Raw genomic sequence first — 17,226 nt, 5'->3', positions numbered from 1 at the left:
TATATTAATTAGATACAAAAGTTTTCATGTTTTGTAACTTGAAATTTAAAATTAATTCTTTATACATATTTCACGATTTTTTGTACATATTTTTAAATTTTTGTTCAATATTTTATATAATTTTTAATATATTTTGTAGTAAATAATATCTTTTTATCATATCTGTTATTAAAAGTTCTATATATCCTTAATTATTTTTTTATTTCACAACAGACTCTCTCAAATCAAACTTTAACACTTTAACTCTTGTTTTTGTTACTATTCTGCTATTATAGTACAATAAATAGTAATATATGTTATTTTATATTATGATATTGATACTCTTTAAATTTAAATAGTATCAATATTTACTTTTTATTTATTATTTCTATTGATTATTTAATTTGTTATAGTATAATTATTAGTATATTGTAATATTATGTTATTTATTTAATTTTATGGTATTAATTTGTTTCATTGTGTGAGGTGATATATTTGAATTTTCTGGAAGGAAGAGAAAAAATAGCATTCTTAAGAAAAAAATTAAATATAAGTACTGAAGAATTAGCAACAGAAAATTTAACTAAAGATTATCTACAACTTTTAGAAAGCGGAAACTCAATTATATCTAAAGATGTATCAAAATTATTGATATGTAGATTTAAACAAATTGCATTAGAGAAGGAATTAAATTTAGACATAGAACTTGACGAAAATTTCTTTTTAAGAACAAAGCAAGAAGAGGCTAAAAGATATTGTGTTAATCATTTAAATACTAACTCTTCTATAGATGAGTTAGAGATATTATTAACTATTGCTAAAGAATATAACTTAGACTTCATTAAAGCTCAAATCTATACAAAAATAGGTGATTATTATTTTGACATAAATAACTATAACACTTCATTAGAAAATTATTTTACATCTTTGAATCTACTCAATTCTATTAATTCAGACACCACTAGTTTTTCAACTTATATATATAAAAAAATAGGCTCATGTTACTACAGTTTATTAGATTATTATAATGCAATTTCATATTTTTCTAAGTGTAAATCTATTGCTGAAAAAATTAACCAAACAAGTTTAACAAATACTTGCATATATAATTTATCTTTATGTTATATGAACATAAAAGAATATGATAAATCTATTGAACTATCTAAAATATTTATAAATAGTTTAGATAATGATCCGGACTCAGATTTAATGCCTAATTATTATATATATTCTAAATCAGTACAAGCTTCATGTTATGCATTAAAAGGTTCAATTAGTGATGCTATTGAAATTTTAGAGTCTATTTGTTCTAGTGACAAACCTATAGATTCTAAGGTTCTTGCTCACATTTATACAAATTTATCTTCATTCTACACTGAAGATAATCAGCTTGACAAAGCTATTTTATACTCTAAAAAAGCACAAGATATTCGTTCTAAAATTGATATTGAAAAACTACCACATACACTAATTGAAAAAGCATCTATTTACATGAAAAAGGGATTGTATAACAATGCATTATCAATACTAAATAAGGTGGTTATAAAATCAAAAGAAACCAATAATAATTATTGTTTAATGAATGCATATGAATTACTTAAAGAAATTTATATAAATTTAAATGACTACAAAAGAATTGAAGAAGTCATACAAAATATAATAGGACTAGCTTCATACACAAATAATCACATTCTAAGTATGAAGTCCTACAATGAATTATTAAGATTATATTCAAACTATAATAATTTTAAAACAGTTTTGGAATACAATTCTAAAATGGATTTTGTATTAAAAACCATTACTTAGTTTATTACTATAAATATTTATTTTTATATTGAAAGGTAGGTGATTTTTGTGAAAAAATTTTCAAAATCATTAATAATGTTGACTTTATCTTTATCATTAACTATTCCATTTTTAGGTGGTTTATCAATAGACCTATCTAAAAATACACAAAGTCAAACTGCACTTGCATCAACTATGTCTGAAGAAAATTTAAATCGTTATGTAATAGAACCACCACCACTTGCTTAATCATTAAATACTACGATTTATAAAAATAATAACAACATTTTATTGTTATTAAAGCAAAAGATACTAGCATTTACTTTGTTTATGCTAGTATCTTTTATTATTTCAATTTTATTTTCTTCATAAATTAAACCTCTTCAAGTAAAAAAGAGAGTTGCCTATGCAACTCTCTTTAGTGGTCGGGGTGACAGGGATTGAACCTGCGACCTCATGGTCCCAAACCACGCGCGCTCCCATCTGCGCCACACCCCGGCGACATAAATTATTATATTACACGTGTATAAATATGTCAACACTTTTTTTATATTTTTTTATTTGAAATAATTAAGCTTCCAAAATTTATTGATTATCATCCTTTTCACATCATTACAATCATAGTAATGTCAATAATTTCTCTCTAATTTTACTTAAGAAACTTAAATGTTTATAAAATAAAAAATAGGTTGTTTCAAAATAATATAATTTTATTTTGAAACAACCCTTAGTTAATAGTGATTTATATTTTTACTAATAAAATTTAACTTTAACTTACTATAAATCCCCTCCTTTACATTTTATTTATATACAGAATTGTAGTGTTTCTTCTTACTTCATCCTTTGTTTCTAATTTCTCTATTTATAAATCTTTGTATATTTTCTCTTTTTTCGCTGTTTTGTAGGCTGCTATTGTAAATAATGCTAATGCAAAAAGTATATCTATTAATAAATTTAAAGTTATATTGCTAAATTTTGCTCCTTGTTGCAAATCTAATAATGCATCCATAGTCCATCTAGTTGGTATAAAATATGATATTTTATTTATAAATTTTGGGAAGAAACTACTTGGTAAAAACCATCCTCCAAGTGCTAATATTCCCATGCTAACTACATTAAATATCATTCCTGAACCTTGTATATCTCCTGAAATGGAGAAACATACTATTCCAACCGATACAGCACTTATAGCTACAACCAATAATATTATAAATAATTCCCAGCATTTTAACCCAGCATCTATATTTACTAAAGTATTTAAACAAATAAGGCAAATTAAAATTTGAATAATCATAACAACTAAAGTCGAGCATATATTAGCTAAATAATACTCTGTACTTGTGACACTTCCTGAAAAAATTCTAGTGTAAACTTCACTCTCCTTATCTTCTACCATAAGTTTTGCTCCGTATAATCCCCTATAAAATATAAACATTGTTACAATTGTTATAAAAAACCTAGATATATGATGATTAGCTCTCAAATCTTTAAGATTTAACCTTTCTATACTTACAATTCCATTATCATATTTTTTCAATGTATCTTTGTATAACTCATGATTTTTATTACTAACTGTAGATAATTTTCTTATGTTGTTTATTTCTATATTTAACTTTTCTTTAATTCCACTAGAAATCTCACTATTTTTACCTTGTTTAAATATCACTTCACTGTCATCATCCATTATTATTGCATTTTCAAATCCTTTAGGTATTGTTATACATAAATCTAAATCATAATTCTCTATAAATTCATCAATATTCTCTTCTTTTATATCTTTAATCGATAACCCTTCTATATTATTTATTTGCTCTACTATTATTTTAGATGTAGTTGTATTATCCTTGTCATTAATAACTGTTCTTAATCCCCATTCCCCTATTGTAAAATACTTAACTGAAACAATAAGAATTATGACTGGAATAATAATACTTATAGCAAAAGTACCTGTTTGCTTTTGAATCATTCGTTTCATGTTGTTTTTAAATAAAACCCAAAAACTCATATTCTAAATAGCCTCCTCTCTTCTCGCATATTTATTTAACATGCATAAAAAAATTATTGAAAGGATAATATCTAACAATATGGCTACTTTTATTACAGAATAATCGTTAGAGTTTGCCATTTTAAAAATTCCTAAATTAGTCCATCTTAAAGGTGAAAGACTAGCACTTTTAAATCCACCTTCATCAGGAAAACTAATATAACATCCTCCTAAAAAACTCATAACAGGAAATATTATTGAGTATAATAATTTACTAAGTCCATCATTCTTTTCATTTGATATACCTCCAATTAAAAGCCCTAGACTTATAAACATCATAGCCAAGCTTATTATTCCCACATATGCTAAGATTGGATAGCTTCCAAAATTTACTTTAAAAATAAATCTTGCAAATAGATACCCTGGAAGTATTATTAAATTTCCTAAAATAAAGTATCCTATTAGTTTTGCTATATAATACTTGCTTGGAGATATATTAGTAATCATTATTCTATTCTTCGATTCTAATCTTTTATCCCTTTGTATTCCGTACATAGAAAAGAATAAAAGATAACTTGCCATCATTGTAATTTCAACTACACCATAGTAATCAAAAGATGTTTGTGCTCTCTTTTGTTCAACTTTATCAAACGCTACATTTTCTCTATCATTATTTCTCTCTAAATTATATTTAATTTCATTATTATTTAATTTTCCTACTTTATTTTCTAAACTTATCTTTCTATTTATACTTTCAAGCAATCCATTAATCATTCCACCATTTATAAGATATTTATTGTTGGAATAAACTTTAATTGTATTCTCATCTAAAAATATAAATACATCCTCTCCTAATTTAACTCTTTCTTTTCCTTCTTCTAAGCTGTTTACTTTTTTAAATTCAGCTTTTATGCTTCCTTTATTTCTAATAGCTTCCGCTAATATTTTTTTACTTTCTTGTGTTCCCAAATCGTAGTAATATACATTAAAAGGCTCAATCTTTGCAACATTATCAAAGTTATTAAATAGAACTCCACCTATTAAAAGCATTAAAAATATAGGGAAAAGCATATTGAATAATAAATTCTTAGGATATCTTATATTACTTAAAATTACATGTTTTATTATTCCCTTCATATAATCCCTACTCTCTTAAACTTTTTCCTGTTAAACTTAAAAAAACCGTTTCTAAACTTACATCTTCATAATCTATATCCCTAATTTCAATATCCTTGCCTGTAAAATAATTTATTATTTTATCTAAGTTATTAACTTCTTTTAGTGATGTTATTATCACCTTATTTTCGTAAACATTAATGTTACTTACCCCTCTTATATTTTTTATTTCATCTTTATTTATTTCCTCAAAATTATTTATTGATATTCTTAAATTTTTCTTATCTGAAACCAAACTTTTCAATTCATCTTTATTACCTTGAACTATAAGTTTACCATTATCAATAATTCCAATATTTGAACATATCTCTTCTGCTTCCTCCATGTAGTGAGTTGTATATATAATAGTTGCTCCTTTTTTATTAAGCTCTTTAATTGCCTTAAGTATATAATTTCTTGATTGTGGGTCTATACCAACTGTGGGTTCATCCATTATTATTACTTTAGGTTCATGAGCAATCCCACAAGCTATATTTAACCTTCTACGCATTCCCCCTGAAAACTCTGAAGCTAATTTATTTTTTACATCCATTAATCCAGTAAAAGTTAATGCATTCTCAATCTTATCTTCTAAATCTTTTCCTTTAAAACCATAAAGACTTGTAAAAAACTTTACATTTTCATATGCTGTATACTCTGAATAAATAGCAACTTCTTGAGGTACTAACCCTAAATTTTTTCTTGCATGTTTCATTTTAGGTTTAACTTCTTTTCCCATAACTTTCACTATTCCATAACTAGGATTTAAAATTCCACAAATTAATTTAATAGCAGTACTTTTACCTGCACCATTAGGACCTAAAATCCCATATATTTCTCCCTCTTTAATATTTAAAGACATATTATCAAGTGCTATAAATTCTCCAAACTTCTTAGTAACCCCATTTAATTCAACAACATACATCTTCTAGCCCCCCATGTTCTTAATAGTCATCTCTTTAATATTATTATATAAAAATACCTCCTCTAATTAATGTAGAGAAGGTCACATCTTAACCATGACTTTAGTCATAATTAATATTTTAGTTTATCTTTTCACTTTGATATACTTAACAATTACATCTTATTTCAAATTACACACTCATTTTCAGTTTTCAATTTTGCATTTTCAATTAAATTAATCAAACTTCTTAACTTAAAAATCTAAACTATTTTTTATACATTTCCTCTTATGCAATATATAGCTATTTGAGTCCTGTGCTTTAACCCCGTTTTATCTAAAATAGATGTTATATAATTTTTAACTGTTCCCTCTGATATGAATAATTTAGCTGAGATTTCTTTGTTACTAAGTCCTTCTGATATACACTCCATAATTTCAATTTCTCTTTGAGTAAACATTTCTTTATCTATTTTACATTTTTCTTCTTTACCAATATTATTTTTTATCTTTTCCATAACTTCATCTTGTATTACAGAGTTGCCTTTTATAACAATCTTTAATGTATTTATAATTTCACTAGGGGTATTGTTTTTTAATAAATACCCTTTTGCACCAAATGTAAGTGCCTTATTTATATAATCATCTTCATCAAAAGTTGTTAAAATCACTACTTTTGTGTTGGTTTTACTAACTATTTCTTTTGTTGCTTCAACTCCATTTAAAATGGGCATTCTAATATCTAAAAGTGCTAAATCCACATTATGTGTTAAACAAAACTGAAGGGCAGATTTTCCATCTTCAAAAGTTTCTAATACATTTATTTCACTATCTGCATCTAAAATTATCTTAAGACTTTCTCTAATTAAAATGTCATCATCAGCAATTATTAAATTTATCATATTATCCCCCTTATATTTAATATTTTTTGAAAGGAATTAATAATATAACTTCAAAACCCTCATTGCTATTTATTAATATGTTTCCCCCTAATTTTAAAGCATTTTCCTCTATGCTTTTTAAACCTATTCCTTTTTTTATATACTTGCACCCTACACCATTATCTGAAACCTGCGTTTTACACATTTTATTAAAAGCCTCTATTTTTACACCTATATGATTTCCCTTTGAATATTTAAGTGTATTTGTTGAAGTTTCCATAATAAAATCTAATATACACATCCACTGTTCCTTATCTATTTTCTCCATATCGCCTTTATAATCTAACGAGAAGTTAAATCCTGTATCTTGAACCTTCTCCTCTAAAAGCAGTTTAACTTTATTTATTCCTATCTGTTCATCTAAAGGTCTTATTTCTCTGAGAGTTTTCCTTATTTCATTCATACCACTTCTTAGCACGCCTATAGTGTTATTAATCATATTACATGTTTTTTCTTTATCATCGCTATTTAACACTATCTTGCATGCTTCAAGCTGCATTATGCTCCCTGCAATAGTATGTCCAACTCTATCATGTACTTTTCCTGCCAACTCATTTCTTATTTCTAAATCTTTAGTGTATAAAGCTTGATTTCTATATTTTATTTCTTTATTTATTTTTTCATTTAAACTTTTAATATATATTCGCTTATCCTCTATTTCCTTCCTACATTTCAAATTATTTTCTATCATCATATTATAATTCTTTTTACAACATAAATACGCAAGTGATATTATAATAAATTGTATAGTTTGTGTTTTATCATCTATTACAAAATTTATAACTATAATAATTGCTATGTTTGCTATTGTATATAATTTAAAATTCAACAATAAGTCTACTAAACTAACATAAAAGAATAAAATTGCAATTGGTGTATACATTATAGAAAAATAGAAAGAAATTATCATTTGAAATACAAGCATAAATTTATTAAACCTATCCTGAATTAAATGTATACTAATTGTTGTTATTATAATAACTAATAAAAAAATAATAGATTGTTGAATTGCATAATCTTTAATTACAGAATCATAAGCTATATAAAATATCAGTAAAAATCTCATATATATATCATAATCATGACCTATCATTGCCCTCATTTTTAAATCTCCTATTATTTACTTTTCCCCTATTACTTTATAATTCTATTTTTTATAATAAAAACCTTGTTTCAAAAATCTTAAACTTTAAAATGAATTTTTCAGTATATAATATATATAGGAATTCAATCTAATATTTCAGTTCTATCCTTCATTATTAATCATTAATTTTGATATAATATCTTTATGAAGTTATAATAATGAATTTATATTTAATTCTTAGTATTGTATTTTTAAAAGGTTGTACTAATTTATAATTTAAGTTTATTAAATATATTACTAGTTTTCTAAAACTAATGTTTTAAGTGAGGTGTTTATATGATAGATATAAAGAATATTGTTACAATTCAACGTAACTTTTTTCTAAAAGGAAATACTCTTAGTGTAGATTTTAGATTAACTCAATTAAATAAATTAAGGTTAATATTAAAAAATAATGAAAGCATGATTTTAGATGCTCTTCATAATGATTTAAGAAAATCTAACTTTGAAGGCTACGAGACTGAATTTGGAATTGTACTTGAAGAACTTAACTATACAATTAAGCATTTAAAAACTTGGATGCAAGCTACAAAAGTTAAAACTCAAATGGCACAATTTCCAGCAAAGTGTTTTACTTATCCTGAGCCTTATGGAGTCACTTTAATAATTTCTCCTTGGAATTATCCATTCCAATTATCAATGGCACCACTTATAGGAGCTATTGCTGCGGGGAACACTGTAGTATTAAAACCATCTAATAAAAGTTCTAATACATCTAAAGTTTTAACTAAACTTCTTGAGGAAAATTTCCCGAAAGAATTAATTTCAGTTGTTAATGGTGGAAGAGCTGCAAACACTTCTCTTTTAGATCAAAAATTTGACTATATATTCTTTACTGGAAGCGTGCCAGTTGGAAAAATTGTTATGGAAGCTGCATCTAAAAACCTTACTCCTGTGACTTTAGAACTTGGTGGTAAAAGTCCTTGTATTGTAGATGAAACTGCTGATTTAAAATTAACTGCAAAAAGAATCGTTTGGGGCAAATTTTTAAATGCAGGACAAACTTGTGTTGCTCCTGATTACTTATACGTTCATAAAAGTGTAAAAAATGAACTTATTAAACATTTAAAACGATATATCATAAAATTTTATGGCAAAAATCCTAAGGAATCAAATGATTACCCTAGAATTATAGATGGAAAAGCATTTGAACGATTAATTGATTATTTAAATTGTGGAAAAATCGCAATTGGTGGTGATATTGACCAAGATGAATTGTATATAGAGCCTACAATTTTAGATAATATAACCTTTGAAGATAAAGTTATGAAAGATGAAATTTTTGGACCTATACTTCCTGTTTTAGAATTTGAATCTTTAACTGAAGTTATAGATACAATTAATGAAAGACCTAAACCATTAGCTCTTTATTTCTTCTCTAATAATGAAAAAAATATTTCTCGAATTCTTCAAAGAACAACTTCTGGGGGTGCTTGTATAAATGAAACTATAATTCATGTAGCTTCATTATACCTTCCATTTGGAGGCGTTGGAGAAAGTGGCATGGGAAAATATCACGGTGCATCTAGCTTTGAAACTTTTTCTCACATAAAATCTGTAGTAAAAAAGGATTTTTCAATGGATGTTCCATTAAGATACCCACCATTTAGTTCAAGTAAACTCTCAAAATTAAAGAAAATATTTAAATAGGAGTTATCTTAATGTACGAATTTAATCATTATAATTTAAATATAAAAAGTGACTTTGAAATAAAAACATTCAAAGATCGTGAATATGACTTAGACTTACTTATTCTCTTAAATGATAGAACAGTAAACTTTAATTTAAATTCAACTAATTTATCATCTCGTATTCAATTTAATGATATAAAGTCCATTTTGGTAAGAATTTGTAAAGACCCTAATAACAATATTGGAACTGTTCACTTTTTAAAAGATAGTGGTATACACTCTACTGTTTGTAACTTTGAATTCAATTATTTAAATCAAAGTTTATCAATACTTTTAAAAGATTATTCAGTTGAAATGAATTTTATATAAAATCATATAGTCTATGTAATTAAATTATTAATAAATATAGAAAGAGAGACTTAAATTAACAACTAAGTTCTCTCTTTTCATTTTTAATTAACTTAGTTAAAGTTTTTAACTAAGTTAATTTGCATTTTTAGATTACTATAAACTCCATATTAATAATTATTTTATTTGCAAATTAAGTTTTATATCATTTGTTAACTCATTAACTTTTTATTCAAACTTAACTTTTCTGTGATTTTTTCATCATTCGACTATATCTTCTTTTATGTCTCTTCTTTTGCCTTATTATGGGTTTTTTAATACTACATTGTGAGAATTTTATTTATTTTTGGAAAATATATATACAAATACTATAATAAGGTATATAATTTTGAATGTATTTATAGAATTTTAAAAATATTGTATTCAAAAATTCATTTAATGATGGATAGCCTTCATTTTTTTGTTAATAAATTGTTTATATTATGCAATAAATTTAGACTTTTATAGATACAATATAATATTTTACACGGGGTGATTTTTTTATGGAACAAAAGAAGGACAAGCAGATTATGTGGTATACCTTAGCATTTATGGCATTTTCCACAGTTTGGGGATTCGGTAACGTTATCAACGGATTCTCTGAATATAATGGCCTTAAAGCTATCGTATCTTGGATCATAATTTTTGCTATTTACTTTGTCCCTTACGCATTAATGGTTGGAGAGCTAGGCTCTGCTTTTAAAAATTCTGGTGGAGGAGTAAGTTCATGGATTAATGAAACTATTGGACCTAAACTTGCATACTATGCTGGTTGGACTTATTGGATAGTTCATATGCCTTATATTTCTCAAAAACCATCTGGATTTATGATTGCATCAAGTTGGGCAATCTTCCAAGATAACAGAATTAGTGCTATAGGCACTAAAAAATTACAGTTATGTTGCTTAGTTATTTTCTTAATTGGTATGTTTATTGCATCAAAAGGATTAAATCCATTAAAGAAATTAGCTACATTTGCTGGAACATCTATGTTTGTATTATCAATTCTATTTATTTTATTAATGACAGCAGCTCCTGCAATTACAGGTGCTAAGTTAAACTCTATAGATTGGTCATTAAAAACATTTATGCCAACATTTGATCTTAAATTCTTTACTAGTTTATCAATACTTGTATTTGCTGTTGGTGGTTGTGAAAAAATATCACCATATGTTAATAAAATGAAAAATCCTGAAACTGGATTCTCTAAAGGTATGATAACACTTGCAATAATGGTTGCTGTTTGTGCTATACTTGGAACTATTTCACTTGGTATGATGTTCGATTCTAACAATGTACCAAAAGATTTACTTACAAACGGAGCATACTACGCATTCCAAAAACTAGGTAGCTACTATCATGTTGGAAATTTATTCTTAATCATTTATGCAATTGCAAATATGATAGGTCAATTCTCAACATTAATTCTTTCAATAGATGCACCTTTAAGAATGTTACTTGATAGTGCTGATAGAAGATTTATACCAGATTCTATGTTTAAACAAAACAAAAATGGTGCTTATACAAATGGACACTTACTTATAACAATTATTGTTTCTTTATTAATTGTTATACCAATGTTTGGAATAGAAAATGTTGACGTATTAGTTAAAGCATTAGTTAAATTAAATGCTGTTTGTATGCCTCTTCGTTACCTATGGGTATTCCTTGCATACATTGCACTTAAGAAAGCTGGAGATAAATTTGATGCACAATATAAGTTTGTAAAAAGTAAAGCTGTAGGTATTATCTTTGGAGCATGGTGTTTCGCATTCACTGCATTTGCATGTATTGGTGGAATGTACTCTGAAGACAAATTCCAACTAGCATTAAATATAATAACTCCATTTGTATTAATTGGACTTGGTTTAATCATGCCAATTATTGCAAAGAAAACTAATAAAGACATTGGTTCAAGTTTAGACCAATAAGAATATCTTATACATTCTATAAAAATAAGATGATTTCTAAATATAGAAATCATCTTATTTTTGTTATAAATCAATAATTTTATTGATTTATAAACATTTCTCCTATTTTATATACGTCTCCTGCGCCTACTGTTAAAATTAAATCTCCTTCTTTAACATTTTCATTTAAATATTTAACAGTATCTTCAAAGCTATGCATATTTATAGCCCTAACTCCTGTTTTTCTTACTGCATCACCTAATTTTTGTGAACTAACTATTCCAGTATCCTTTTCTCTTGCTGCATAGATATCTTCAAGTATTAAGTTATCAATGCCTTCAAAGCTTTGCACAAACTCATCAAATAATGTTGAAGTTCTTGTATAAGTATGTGGTTGGAATATAAAGAATGTTCTATTATGAGGATAATTTTTTATTCCACCTAAAAGTGATTTAATTGCAGTTGGATGATGAGCATAATCATCAATCACCTTAACACCATCTCTCTCACCTTTAAATTCAAATCTTCTATGTGTTCCTCTAAAATTAAATAATCCATCTACTATAGACTTATGACTTATATTTAAAGCTAACGATGCACAAATTATTGACATAGCATTTAATACATTATATTTTCCTGGAACATTTAACTCCACAGTAAACAATTTTTCATCATTTTTATATAAATCAAAAATTCCACAAGCTAAATCATTAAACTTAAGATTTCTAGCTCTATATTCCCCATTTTCTATTCCAAAGGTCATAACATTACATTTAGCATCTTTTATTACATCCATTGAATTTTCATCATCTGCATTAACTATTGCATATCCATCGTCAGGTATTATGCTAATAAACTTTCTAAATGCATCTTTTATATGATTTAAATCTCTATAGTAATCTAGGTGATCTTCTTCAACATTTAGGATAACCCCTATATATGGATAAAACTTTAGGAATGATTCCTTATATTCACATGCTTCTGTTATGAAATAATCACTTTTTCCTATATGAACATTTCCACCAATAACATCTAAATTTCCACCAACTAAGATAGTAGGATCTAATTTTTCTTCTAAAACAATATGTGACATCATTGATGTTGTACTTGTTTTTCCATGAGTTCCTGCTATAGCAACTCCATATTTATGTCCCTTCATTATAGATCCTAAAAATTCTGCTCTATTCATAGAAGCTATGTTTTCTTCTTTAGCTTTCATAAGCTCTGGATTATCAGCTGCAATAGCTGCTGTATACACTACTAAATCTACATCTTTTATATTATCGGCACTTTGTCCTATATAAATTTCAGCACCGTGTTCTCTTAGTTTTTTAGTGTTTTCAGATTCACTTCTATCTGAACCTGAAACTTTATATCCATTTTCAATAAGTATCTCTGCAAGTCCACTCATACTTACTCCACCTATACCTATAAAGTGAACTTTTTTATGAGTATCTCTTAAAAAATCAAAAGACATTTTTAACAACTCCTTAATTATCTTTACTATAATATATTCAATTATTTATTACCTTGTATATTTTTTCATACTAATAATTATATACAAAAGCAATGAAAAAAACACATAAATGTCTATATATTTACAAAAATCAAAACTATAATTCTAATTTTCAAAAATTGACTAATAATAATCCTCCAAATTGCAAGTTATGTAATTTCATTTTTTAATATTTATTTATCATATTATTCATAATAAAATTTATTTTTTTAATTGCTTAAATGTTATTTCTTTAACAAATGTTTTTTATTAACATTTTATTAAAAAATCCTTATTTTTAGCCATATACTACAATGTTAAATTGTACATTATACACCATTTTAAAATTTTATTCAAAATTTTTTTATTGAAAATTGTATAGTTATAATTTATATTTAAATATAGTTTTAATCATTTTTTTCATTTTTAATATAACATTAAATATTTTTTAACAAATTAGTATGAATAAATATATATCTTTTGGGATTTATATATAAGTGAATACTCTTTTCAAAATAATATATGTACTTATTTAAAAAATAAAACACACTATATAAATTTAGTATAAATTCTATGTTATTTTAAACAATGGAATTTAAAATTTAAAACAAAAATTTAATAATGGAGAAATGGTAAATATGGGTAAATTTATAGGTATTTTAGGTATCGTTGTATTTTTATTAATCGCGTACCTACTTTCAAGCGACAGAAAGAAAATTGACTGGAAACTTGTAGGTATAGGCTTATCTTTACAAGCAATCTTTGCATTACTTGTTTTAAAAGTACCTCTTGGTCAAAAGTTCTTTGGATTTTTAAGTAAAATAATTGATAAACTATTAGCCTTTACTGTAGAAGGAAGCTCTTTTGTATTTGGTAATTTAATGGATACAAATTCATTCGGATTTATTTTTGCATTTAATGTTTTACCTACAATAATCTTCTTCTCAGCATTAATGGGAATATTATATCACTTAGGTATAATGCAATTCATAATTTCCATAATTTCTAAAGGTCTTGCAAAACTTTTAGGAACTAGTGGTGCAGAAACAACTTCTGCTGTTTCAAACATATTCCTAAGTCAAAATGAAGCGCCTTTAATAATAAAACCATATATAAGTAAAATGACAAAATCAGAGTTATTTGCTGTAATGGTTGGTGGTATGGCTACTGTTGCTGGTAGTGTTATGGCTGGATATGTTGCTATGGGAGTTAGTGCAAGTCACTTACTTGCTGCTAGTGTTATGGCTGCTCCAGCTGGTCTTGTTATTGCTAAGATTTTAATTCCAGAAACTGAAGAGCCTGTAACAAAAGGTGATTTCAAATTAGAAACTGAAAAAACAGCTACAAACATAATTGAAGCTGCTTCAAACGGAGCCATTGAAGGTATTCAAATTGCAATAAATGTTGGTGGACTTTTAATTGCATTCGTAGCTTTAATAGCACTTGTTAACTATGTTTTAGGTTTCGTAGGTGGATTCTTTGGTGCTGATTTCTTAAGCTTAAACTGGATATTTGGAAAGCTTTTCTCACCAATAGCATTTTTAATGGGTATTCCAACTCAAGATATAAGTGCTGCTGGTAACCTTTTAGGTCAAAAAGTTGTTTTAAATGAATTTGTTGCTTATAGCAATCTTTCACCATTAATAGCAAGTAAAGCACTTTCACCAAAAACAATTGTTATATTAACATATGCTCTTTGTGGTTTTGCAAACTTTAGTTCTATAGCTATACAAATAGGTTCTATTGGTAGCCTTGCTCCTGATAGAAGAAAAGATATTGCAAAGCTTGGAATGAGAGCCGTTTTAGCTGGTTCATTATCAGCATTTATGACTGCAACAATAGCAGGAATATTATTTTAACTAACACCTTTTAAGATTACATAAAAAATAGATAGGATTCTTTATCCTATCTATTTTTATATATTTTTCTAATTTCTCATTATTATATAAGCCATATATATTATATATATTATTACTAATGTAGCACCTTCCATTTTGTTGACTTTCTTTTTGCTTATAGCAAATGCATATGTTATTAATGTTACTATTAAAAGTACAACTAAATCTGTTATAACAGATGCTCCAATCTGTATAGGATGAATTGTTGCTGAAATTCCAAGTATGAAGAATGCATTAAACATATTTGAGCCTATAACATTTCCAAGTGCTATATCACTTTGATTTTTCTTTGCTGCAACTACAGACGTTACAAGCTCTGGAAGTGATGTTCCAATAGCAACTATTGTAAGTCCAACTAATGTTTCACTCATTCCCCACTGAATAGCTATTGCTGATGCTGAATCTACAACAATTTTTCCACCAAAAACTATTCCTATAATTCCTATTATAGATAGTAAAATACTTTTCTTTAATGGCATTTCTTCTATATCTTCACAATCATCATCTTTTGATGTTATTGCCATTGCTATAAGGTAATACATGAATATTCCAAAGAACAATAATAAAATTATTCCATCGCCTCTTGTTAATATGTTTTGCGCACTTCCTTGTAATGCTGTATCAAAAGATATTACTAATAAAACTATTCCTGATAATAAAACAAAAGGAAACTCTTTTAATAATATGCTTTTTTTAACACTAAACGGACATATAAATGCTGACACTCCAACAACCATTAATAAATTAAATATATTTGATCCAACAACATTTCCCATTGCAATTGCATTTTGGCCTTGAATTGCTGACGTTATACTAACAGCTGCTTCTGGTGCACTAGTTCCAAATGCAACTATTGTAAGACCTATAACTAATGTAGGAATTTTAAATGTTTTTGCAATTGCGGATGCACCATCTACAAAATAATCAGCACCTTTTATCAATAATACAAAACCTACTAGTATGAGTACATAATTCAATTTTTTCCCTTCTTTCTCTCATTTTTTAACCTAAAATCACAACATAAAATTTATTTCTATTCTTATGTTGCACATTTAATATTATTTGTAATAAATACAAACATTATTTATAAAACTCTCTATTAAATAATCCATACAAAAAAGATTATATCATTTTATTACATATTTTTATAAAGAATATGTCTGTTTTTATTTCATAATAATTGTTTATAGAAGTTTTCAACTTCATTTTTCTATTTTGCAATTCTTTTTTACATAATTTGTAAGTTATTTATCATCCTTTGTAGAAATTATTTCATTTACATTTTATCATAAAAATAACATAATATTCATATAGTAATAATTTGGAAGTTAGGAGTGATATCTTGAATAATATTCGTGTTTTTAGATTTCTTCAGATATTTATACTTTTTCCGCTCTTAATGGTTTTTGCAACTTCCAAAATGACTCATAAGGAGGAAATGTATTTTATCATCCTGTTTACATCTTATACTGTATTTTACGAAATACTTTTATTAAGAAAAACGAAATAATTTTAAATTTACTTTATTAAACTTTGCATCAAGTTTCTTATAGTTTTTAACTTTAATTAGTTAAGTAATAAAATAATTTATCTTAGTTTATATATTAAATAAACTATTTTCTTAGTACTAACTCTAATAATTTTAAACTCTATAGAATACTTGTTTTTATATATTTTATAGTAATTCTATATTCCATGTTTTATAACATGTTAAGATATATATTTTATTTTTAGGAGGTATTTTTTATGAATTTTTATGAACTTATTTCAATGTTTGTCTTTATTATGACTTTTGGAGCTAAAGTTGTATCTACCATGTACTTTACTAGAAAACATAATGTTTATACTGTGACTCCTGTTATTTTAAAATCCTATAAAAATCAAAAGCTATCATCTAAATTTTATAAACATGTATCAATTAATAATTTTTTAGGAGCGTTAACAAGCAGAACTTTTAAATATAAACTTGAAAGTACACTTTCTGTGGCAACCGAGATTTTAGACGATAGTTAAAGA

General features: G+C 25.9%; 14 protein-coding genes and 1 tRNA gene. 7 read left to right on the top strand and 8 right to left on the bottom strand.

The features are described 5' to 3' along the window. Positions 1 to 474 precede the first annotated feature (474 nt). Positions 475 to 1,785 (top strand): hypothetical protein, encoded by a 1,311-nt coding sequence (locus AC07E4_RS03300; protein WP_478215716.1) that lies wholly within the window; start codon positions 475 to 477, stop codon positions 1,783 to 1,785. 48 nt (positions 1,786 to 1,833) lie between these two features. Further along, complete coding sequence (locus tag AC07E4_RS03295; RefSeq protein ID WP_478215715.1) at positions 1,834 to 2,013, top strand: hypothetical protein; 180 nt, start codon at positions 1,834 to 1,836, stop codon at positions 2,011 to 2,013. Between the two features lie 173 nt (positions 2,014 to 2,186). Here AC07E4_RS03295 and AC07E4_RS03290 read toward each other — a convergent pair. The 6 genes from AC07E4_RS03290 to AC07E4_RS03265 form a co-directional block, all read right to left on the bottom strand. Next, positions 2,187 to 2,262: transfer RNA gene (locus AC07E4_RS03290), tRNA-Pro, on the bottom strand. Positions 2,263 to 2,626: 364 nt separating this feature from the next. Then, on the bottom strand, positions 2,627 to 3,769 hold the full coding sequence (locus AC07E4_RS03285) for an ABC transporter permease (RefSeq protein WP_478215714.1): 1,143 nt from the start codon (positions 3,767 to 3,769) through the stop codon (positions 2,627 to 2,629). Between the two features lie 3 nt (positions 3,770 to 3,772). After that, positions 3,773 to 4,885 carry an ABC transporter permease gene (locus AC07E4_RS03280; protein ID WP_478215713.1) on the bottom strand — a complete coding sequence of 371 codons (1,113 nt, stop codon included), beginning with the start codon at positions 4,883 to 4,885 and terminating at the stop codon, positions 3,773 to 3,775. 7 nt (positions 4,886 to 4,892) lie between these two features. Beyond that, positions 4,893 to 5,828, bottom strand: a complete 936-nt coding sequence (locus AC07E4_RS03275) for an ABC transporter ATP-binding protein (RefSeq protein WP_040328169.1) — start codon at positions 5,826 to 5,828, stop codon at positions 4,893 to 4,895. 251 nt (positions 5,829 to 6,079) lie between these two features. Continuing rightward, positions 6,080 to 6,706, bottom strand: a complete 627-nt coding sequence (locus AC07E4_RS03270) for a response regulator transcription factor (protein ID WP_040328170.1) — start codon at positions 6,704 to 6,706, stop codon at positions 6,080 to 6,082. A 16-nt stretch (positions 6,707 to 6,722) separates the two neighbouring features. Further along, positions 6,723 to 7,847, bottom strand: a complete 1,125-nt coding sequence (locus AC07E4_RS03265) for a sensor histidine kinase (RefSeq protein WP_478215712.1) — start codon at positions 7,845 to 7,847, stop codon at positions 6,723 to 6,725. Between the two features lie 318 nt (positions 7,848 to 8,165). On the opposite strand from AC07E4_RS03265, the gene AC07E4_RS03260 reads away from it, so the two are divergent. The 3 genes from AC07E4_RS03260 (at position 8,166) to AC07E4_RS03250 (ending at position 11,838) form a co-directional block, all read left to right on the top strand. Beyond that, complete coding sequence (locus AC07E4_RS03260) at positions 8,166 to 9,539, top strand: aldehyde dehydrogenase (RefSeq protein WP_040328172.1); 1,374 nt, start codon at positions 8,166 to 8,168, stop codon at positions 9,537 to 9,539. 11 nt (positions 9,540 to 9,550) lie between these two features. After that, the gene (locus AC07E4_RS03255; protein WP_040328173.1) at positions 9,551 to 9,889 is read left to right on the top strand and encodes a hypothetical protein; all 339 of its coding nucleotides are present in this window, start codon (positions 9,551 to 9,553) and stop codon (positions 9,887 to 9,889) included. Between the two features lie 521 nt (positions 9,890 to 10,410). Then, a complete protein-coding gene (locus AC07E4_RS03250; protein WP_430830186.1) occupies positions 10,411 to 11,838 on the top strand; it encodes an APC family permease in 1,428 nt (475 codons plus the stop codon). A gap of 79 nt (positions 11,839 to 11,917) precedes the next feature. On the opposite strand, the gene murC is transcribed toward AC07E4_RS03250, so the two are convergent. Further along, positions 11,918 to 13,294, bottom strand: a complete 1,377-nt coding sequence (gene murC / locus AC07E4_RS03245) for a UDP-N-acetylmuramate--L-alanine ligase (protein ID WP_478215711.1) — start codon at positions 13,292 to 13,294, stop codon at positions 11,918 to 11,920. A 656-nt stretch (positions 13,295 to 13,950) separates the two neighbouring features. Here murC and AC07E4_RS03240 point away from each other — a divergent pair. Then, positions 13,951 to 15,171 (top strand): NupC/NupG family nucleoside CNT transporter, encoded by a 1,221-nt coding sequence (locus AC07E4_RS03240; RefSeq protein ID WP_040328176.1) that lies wholly within the window; start codon positions 13,951 to 13,953, stop codon positions 15,169 to 15,171. A 68-nt stretch (positions 15,172 to 15,239) separates the two neighbouring features. On the opposite strand, the gene AC07E4_RS03235 is transcribed toward AC07E4_RS03240, so the two are convergent. Next, positions 15,240 to 16,187, bottom strand: a complete 948-nt coding sequence (locus AC07E4_RS03235; RefSeq protein WP_040328177.1) for a calcium/sodium antiporter — start codon at positions 16,185 to 16,187, stop codon at positions 15,240 to 15,242. 769 nt (positions 16,188 to 16,956) lie between these two features. Here AC07E4_RS03235 and AC07E4_RS03230 point away from each other — a divergent pair. Further along, positions 16,957 to 17,223, top strand: coding sequence for a hypothetical protein (locus AC07E4_RS03230; RefSeq protein ID WP_040328178.1), 267 nt, complete (start codon positions 16,957 to 16,959; stop codon positions 17,221 to 17,223). Positions 17,224 to 17,226 lie beyond the last annotated feature (3 nt).

The organism is Clostridium amazonense (genome assembly GCF_056431285.1).
The sequence above is the reverse complement of the archived record's forward strand: the minus strand, read 5'-3'. Positions and strand labels throughout refer to the sequence as shown.

Bases quoted from the DNA above. Each gene is read 5' to 3' on its own strand.
- AC07E4_RS03260 (WP_040328172.1), top strand. From the start codon at position 8,166: ATGATAGATATAAAGAATATTGTTACAATTCAACGTAACTTTTTTCTA.
- AC07E4_RS03240 (WP_040328176.1), top strand. From the start codon at position 13,951: ATGGGTAAATTTATAGGTATTTTAGGTATCGTTGTATTTTTATTAATC.
- AC07E4_RS03285 (WP_478215714.1), bottom strand. From the start codon at position 3,769: ATGAGTTTTTGGGTTTTATTTAAAAACAACATGAAACGAATGATTCAA.
- AC07E4_RS03230 (WP_040328178.1), top strand. From the start codon at position 16,957: ATGAATTTTTATGAACTTATTTCAATGTTTGTCTTTATTATGACTTTT.
- AC07E4_RS03255 (WP_040328173.1), top strand. From the start codon at position 9,551: ATGTACGAATTTAATCATTATAATTTAAATATAAAAAGTGACTTTGAA.
- AC07E4_RS03275 (WP_040328169.1), bottom strand. From the start codon at position 5,828: ATGTATGTTGTTGAATTAAATGGGGTTACTAAGAAGTTTGGAGAATTT.
- AC07E4_RS03270 (WP_040328170.1), bottom strand. From the start codon at position 6,706: ATGATAAATTTAATAATTGCTGATGATGACATTTTAATTAGAGAAAGT.
- AC07E4_RS03265 (WP_478215712.1), bottom strand. From the start codon at position 7,847: ATGAGGGCAATGATAGGTCATGATTATGATATATATATGAGATTTTTA.
- murC (WP_478215711.1), bottom strand. From the start codon at position 13,294: ATGTCTTTTGATTTTTTAAGAGATACTCATAAAAAAGTTCACTTTATA.
- AC07E4_RS03280 (WP_478215713.1), bottom strand. From the start codon at position 4,885: ATGAAGGGAATAATAAAACATGTAATTTTAAGTAATATAAGATATCCT.
- AC07E4_RS03250 (WP_430830186.1), top strand. From the start codon at position 10,411: ATGGAACAAAAGAAGGACAAGCAGATTATGTGGTATACCTTAGCATTT.